The sequence below is a fragment of the Mesorhizobium sp. M0437 genome, assembly GCF_040321335.1.
Taxonomy (GTDB): Bacteria; Pseudomonadota; Alphaproteobacteria; order Rhizobiales; family Rhizobiaceae; genus Mesorhizobium.
Window position 1 is genome coordinate 156,501 of sequence record NZ_JAMYRK010000006.1, and the last position, 6,000, is coordinate 162,500.

Genomic DNA, 6,000 nt, shown 5'->3' on the forward strand with positions numbered 1-6,000 from the left:
CGCGCGGCGCTTTGAAGAGACAATGCCGGCGGCGGCAATTACGGACCGGAGAATTTGGCCATCATGTTGCGCACCATCTTCACCCTTTCAGCGCTTGCTGCCGGGCTGCTGGCGTCGAATGCGATGGCCTCGCCAATAGTGGATACCGCGCCACGGGTGGTTCGTGCCGCCAATGGCGGCGGCATTCTTGTCGCCCAGAACGGCAATCTCGACATCTATTACGACGCCAGGGGAAACCGCGTCATCGTCGATGCGGAGACCGGCAAGGTTATCGCCATCCAGCCGCCGCAGACCAGGCTCGACCGCCGTGCCTTGCGCCGCGAGCGCTTGCGCAATCTCGGACCGGTCGAGGACGACCGCTATTATCTCGACGACCCGCAGGACATGGCGCGCTACCGCCGCAGGCAGTTGGAAGACGAGGGCAGGATCATCGTGCCGCCGGCCGACGACTACGATCTTAATGGCGACAATTCGGTGGAAGCCTTCCCCGAAGCGCCACGGGATGACGGCTACGGCAATGGTTATCCGGAGGCAAAGCCGCGCACCATCGAGCGCCAGCCGCTCAACGAGGCCTCGATCGAGCCGGTCGAGCCGACGGGGCCGAACGAGCAGGCGGCCTTACCGCCAGATACAGCCCCGCCGCCAAGCACTGGCGGCAAGACGGCGGTCGACCCGTCGCTTGCGCTCGGCGCCCGCGAGGACGTGGCGGCACTGCAGGTGCTGCTCGACCGTGCCGGTGCATCGCCCGGCGTCATCGACGGACGCTTCGGCTCGAATGTCGACAAGGCGCTCGCCGCCTATAATGAGATCACCGGCAGCAATCTGAAATCGACCGACGCAATCGGCATCCAGGCGGCCCTGGCGCAATCCGGCGGCGATGCCTTCGCCTCATATACGATCACGCCCGAGGATGCGGCCGGTCCCTATGTCGCCTCGATACCGGAGGACTACAGCCAAAAGGCCCAGCTCGATCGGATGGGCTACACGTCGGTACCCGAAGCGCTGGCCGAGCGCTTCCATATGGATGAAACCTATCTGAACAAGCTCAATCCGGACGCCAATTTCAATCGTCCGGGCACCATCATCAAGGTCGCCAATTTCGGCAGGCTGGTGGCGACGCCGGTGGCGCGCATCATCGCCGACAAGTCCAATAAGCAGGTCCGCGCCTATGATGCGGCGGGCAAGCTGGTCGCAGCCTATCCGGCGACTATCGGCTCGTCCGACACGCCGTCGCCGTCCGGCACGCATGCGGTGTCGCGTGTCGCATTGGACCCGAACTACACCTACAACCCGAACATCAATTTCAAGCAGGGCGAAAACGACAGGATCCTGACCATCCCGCCGGGGCCGAACGGCCCGGTCGGCTCGGTCTGGATTGCGCTGGACAAGCCGACCTACGGCATCCACGGCACGCCGGATCCGTCCAAGATCGGCAAGACCGAAAGCCATGGCTGCGTGCGGCTGACCAATTGGGACGCGCGCGAGCTTGCCAAGATCGTGACGCCCGGCGTTATCGTGGAGTTCGTCGATTAAAGCGCAACGCCCGCGCCCGGATCACCCGATGACCTTGCGCAGCAGTGGCGCGCGCGGCGCTGCGGCATAGATCAGCTGCACCACCAGGATGAAGCCGACGCTGAGCAACGGGCTGATCAGGCAAAGTGCAGCGCCGACGGCCCACAGGATCTGTGCCTTGACGATGCGCAGATAGACCGTTCGGGTGGTCTCCGCGTCGACACCTTCGGCCAGAAATCCGTTTTTGTCCGCGTAGCGCCAACTGGCGAGCAGCGTCAGTCCGAGCATCAAAAGATTGAACCAGTAGGCGAGCACCGCAGTCCTGAATTCGAGGAAGTCGGCGAGAAGGTCGGTCGAGAACGGCAGCAAGGCGATGAAGCCGAGGAAGCAGAGGTTCAGCGTGGCAAGCCGCCGGTCGGATTTTGCAATCAGCCCGTGTTGCGCCTGCTGGCCGAACCAGAAGATGGTCAGCGTCAGGAAGCTGAGCGCATAGGTCAGGAAGCGCGGCGCCAGTGCTGTGATCGCTGTGATCAACTCGCGTTCGGAATGCACCGTTTCATGCGCCGGCACCCTGATCTCGAGAACGATCAGGGTGAGCGCGATGGCGAACACGCCGTCGGTGATGCCGACGACGCGCCCGCGTCCTTCCGCCGAGGGTTCGAGCGGTCGTTTCATGCGGTATTTCCCCCTTGTCTGTAGCGCTGCGAGAAGCTTAGCACGGCACTTGCCGTTTGCACCCTGAGCGGCGTGATCCTGCCTGTGTGGCCAGTTTGGGCCTGGTTTCAACGAGAACAGCTTACTGGCCGGTTGTCGCCGGCGCGCCGGCGATCTAGGTAAGGCGGCATGCACACGCCAACCAAAGTCGGTACCGGCGCCGTTCCCCTGACCGGCTCACTTCCCGCCGATACGTTCTGTCCGCAGGCGCAGCGGCGGTTCGTGCTGATCGCCGCGATCCTGGCTTCTGCGCTCGGCTTCATCGACGGGTCGGTCCTGGCCATTGCGACGCCGGCGATCCGCGTCGACCTCGGCGCCAGCCTCGCCGAGGCACAATGGATTTCCAATGCCTACGCATTGACACTCTCAGCCCTCATTCTCGTCGGCGGCGCCGCCGGCGATCGCTTCGGCCTGCGCCACTCCTTCGTCGCCGGCATCGTCCTGTTCATTGCCGCCTCGCTTGCCTGCGCGCTGGCGCCTAACCCGGCGGTGCTTATTGCGTTTCGGGCTATCCAGGGTGTCGGAGCGGCCATCATGGTGCCGGGCAGCCTGGCCATTATCGCCAAAGCCTATCCGAAAAAGGAACGCGGCCGGGCGATCGGCATCTGGGCCGCAGCATCAGCACTGACGACGGCGCTCGGCCCGGTGCTGGGCGGCTTCGTGCTGTCGGCGTTCGGCGACGGCATCTGGCGGGCGATCTTCGCCATCAATCTGCCGCTCGGCCTTATCTCGGTCTATCTTCTGCTGGCCAAGGTCCCTGCCGACGCGCCGGCGGAAAAGCGCAGCCTCGATCTCGGCGGCGCTGCACTCGCCATAATGGCGTTCGGAGCTCTCGCTTACGGTCTGACCTCGATGAGCGGCGACGGGGAGGGGCTGATGTCCGGCCCGAGTATTGCCGCCGGTGCGGTTTTGCTCGTCGTGTTCATCGTCTTCGAGCGCCGGCGGCGCGAGCCGATGATCGATCTGTCGTTGTTTCGGATCGGCGCGTTCGCGGGCGCCAATGTGGCGACCTTCTTCCTTTATTTCGCGCTGTCGGCCAATCTGTTCTATCTGCCGATGCTCATGATCACCGGATGGGGGCTGAGCGCGGCCGAGGTCGGTTTCATCTTCCTGCCGCTGTCGGCATTGATCGCAGTGTTGTCCGGACCAGTCGGCCAGTGGTCCGACCGCATCGGGCCTCGCTTTCCGATCGCCAGCGGCAGTCTGGTTGTGGCTCTTGCCTTTGCCGGACTTGCCTTGCTGGCCTATCGGGGCATCCACAATTTCTGGCTGGGGGTATTCCCGCTGATGGCTCTGATGGGGCTCGGCATGGCACTGGTGGTATCGCCGCTGTCGGGGGGGGGGGGGGGGGGCGGGGGGGGGGGCGCGGGCCGGGGCGGGGGGTAAAAAAAAAAGACGCCACCCCCCCCCCCCCCCCAGCCCCACGCGGCCCGGGCCCCGGGGGCGCGGAGTGGGTAAAACCCCCCCGCGGGGGGTTGCGCCGGGGGCCACCGCCGTCAGCCGGGGGGGCGAGGACAAGGATACGGGTGCGGCCTCGGGCATCAACAACGCCGTCTCGCGCATCGGCGGCCTGATTGCCGTGGCGGCGATGGGATCGCTGGCGGCCTGGGTCTATGCTGGCGTGCTCGGCACCGCTGCCGGCTCCGGCATTCCGGGTTTCGGCGAACCGCCGCCAGCCGGCCTGGCGCCCGGCCTCGATGCGGCACGACTTGCCGCCAGCGACGCGGCATTCGCCGCCGTTGCCGCGGTGACCGCGCTGCTTTGCCTGTTTTCGGCAATCACCGCGTGGACGACGGTTTCCGGCGAGCGGCTGCCATGGGCGCGCGACACGGCGAATCAGCACGGCTGACGACGAAAAACGTCGGCTCAGCCTTCGATCTTGGCGCTCGCGACCTTCAACTGATTGCCGTCTTCCTGCTTGAGCAGGTCGTCGATGCGTTCGCGCTCGCGCTTGAAGGCGACGAGGTCGTCGCCCTTCAGCGTCTTGCCGACCGGTAGGCGGACGCGCATCGAATCGACCTTTGTGCCGTTGACGATCAGTTCGTAATGAAGATGCGGACCGGTGGAGAGGCCGGTTGAGCCGAGATAGCCGATAACCTGACCCTGGCGAACGCGAACTCCCGGCTCGATGTCTTTTGCAAAGGCGCTCTGGTGATTGTAGGACGTCTCGTAGCCATTGGCGTGACGCAAGATGATTTGCTTGCCATAGCCGCCGGCCCAGCCGGCTTTTTCGACGACGCCATTGCCTGCGGCAATGATCGGCGATCCCACGGGAGCTGCCCAGTCGGTGCCGGTGTGCATTTTCACATACCCCAAAATGGGGTGGCGCCTGGCACCGAACCCTGACGTAAATCGGCCATTGGGCAACGGATTGCGCAGCAGAAACTGCTCGGCGCTGCTACCATTTTCGTCGAAGTAGTCGGTGCTGCCGTCCTGCGTCTGGAAACGGTAGAAATTTCGCGTCGTGCCGCCGAAAGTCGCGGAGACGTAAAGCAGCTCGGATTCGTCAGACGCCTGGTCGTCGCCATCGGGCTGCGAGAACAGCACCTCGATGCGGTCCGTGGGATTGAGGCGCGACTGAAAGTCGACACCGGACGCCAGCAACTTGATCAGCCGTTGCGTCATCGCCTTGGACATGCCGTAGGAATAGGCGGTGCGGTAGATGCCGTCATAGATGTTCGGCAGATTGCCGCGCACTATGGGCGCAGGCGAATCGTCGAACGCCGTCAGCAATTCGGGATTTGGCTCCGGCTCCTGCGCCGGCACGTACTGGTCGTGGTCGTCGAGCGCGATGGTGACGATGTGCTGGGTCCTGTCGTACACGCTGGTGCGAACGATCTTGGCGGCGTCGCCATGGACCTCGAGCCCAACGCGCAGCACGGTTCCTGCCTTGAGGGCCGTCGCATTCAGCAATTTGGCGATCGCCTCGGCCATTCCGGTGGCATCCTCGCCGGTATAGCCCGAATCAGCGAAGGCCTCGGCAATGTCGAGATCCTTGGTGAAGGGGATGATTTCCTCGGCGAAAGCCGGCGCATGGTCGTCGATGGCGGCACGCGGCGACACCGAGACGTTTTCCGGGACGATCTTGACGTCATAGGAGCCAGCCATGCTTTCGGCGAAGCCGTCACCGAATCGCTGTGGGTCGACATAATGCAGCGAAGCGACCTGGACAGCGCCGTCGCTCAGATCGGTGCCGGCCTCGCGCACGACCTTTTCCACCTCGTCGGCAGAAAGGTCGCTCTTTTCGTCGAAGGCCGCCGTCTCGATCGGGAAATCGACGGTCTTCAAGCTCATCTCGCTTTCGACCTTGGCGCCATAGATCTGGCTGGCGGCGGCGCCTGCCGGCTGGGCAGCATTATCGTCGCCATTGCCAAACACCTGCATCGGGTCGAAAGGCGGATAGGCCCGGCTGGTCGTGTGACCGGCGGCAAGCGCCATCTTGATCTGCACGAAAGGCATGGTGTGGATGACATCGCGGTCGCCGACCTTGGTCACCATCGACACTTCCATGCGCCGGCGATCCTTGGCCTTGGCGATCTGGCGCAGCGCCACCAGCCTGGTCGTCTTGGCGATCTCACCGGAATCGTCGCCACTGGCAAGGCTGATCAGTTCGGCGATCTCGGGTGGCGTCGCCAACTGCTGGCGGCCGTCAAGCGCTGCAAACAGCGCCACGCCCATCAGCACGCTCGAGGTCACGCCGGTAAGGAAGGTGCCCGACAGCCAGCGCGCCGAAACCTCGCGCCGGTCGGGAGGGCCGCTGCGGCCGTCCGCGAT

General features: G+C 64.6%; 3 protein-coding genes and 2 pseudogenes (1 of these 5 cut by a window edge). 3 read left to right on the top strand and 2 right to left on the bottom strand.

The window, feature by feature from the left end; all coding sequences use genetic code 11:
- The first annotated feature begins 63 nt into the window (after window positions 1-63).
- The gene (locus NKI72_RS06430) at window positions 64-1,533 is read left to right on the top strand and encodes a L,D-transpeptidase family protein (protein ID WP_352816560.1); all 1,470 of its coding nucleotides are present in this window, start codon (window positions 64-66) and stop codon (window positions 1,531-1,533) included.
- A 21-nt stretch (window positions 1,534-1,554) separates the two neighbouring features.
- On the opposite strand, the gene NKI72_RS06435 is transcribed toward NKI72_RS06430, so the two are convergent.
- Entirely contained in the window at window positions 1,555-2,187 is a 633-nt protein-coding gene (locus NKI72_RS06435; protein ID WP_352471308.1) for a TMEM175 family protein, read from the bottom strand.
- 168 nt (window positions 2,188-2,355) lie between these two features.
- On the opposite strand from NKI72_RS06435, the pseudogene NKI72_RS06440 reads away from it, so the two are divergent.
- Both NKI72_RS06440 and NKI72_RS06445 read left to right on the top strand, forming a co-directional pair.
- Window positions 2,356-3,561: pseudogene (locus NKI72_RS06440) on the top strand (MFS transporter); the annotation flags it as partial.
- A gap of 172 nt (window positions 3,562-3,733) precedes the next feature.
- Window positions 3,734-4,075 (top strand): annotated as a pseudogene (locus NKI72_RS06445) (MFS transporter); the annotation flags it as partial.
- A gap of 17 nt (window positions 4,076-4,092) precedes the next feature.
- On the opposite strand, the gene NKI72_RS06450 reads toward NKI72_RS06445, so the two are convergent.
- A protein-coding gene (locus tag NKI72_RS06450; protein ID WP_352831730.1) for a M23 family metallopeptidase crosses the window boundary here: on the bottom strand, window positions 4,093-6,000 show its 3' portion. Its footprint extends 51 nt past the window's final position; only the last 1,908 of its 1,959 coding nucleotides appear in the window; its start codon lies beyond the right edge, outside the window — the gene reads right to left on this strand; it ends in the stop codon at window positions 4,093-4,095.

Coding starts and splice junctions, on each gene's coding strand:
- NKI72_RS06430 (WP_352816560.1), top strand. CDS start 64: ATGTTGCGCACCATCTTCACCCTTTCAGCGCTTGCTGCCGGGCTGCTG.
- NKI72_RS06435 (WP_352471308.1), bottom strand. CDS start 2,187: ATGAAACGACCGCTCGAACCCTCGGCGGAAGGACGCGGGCGCGTCGTC.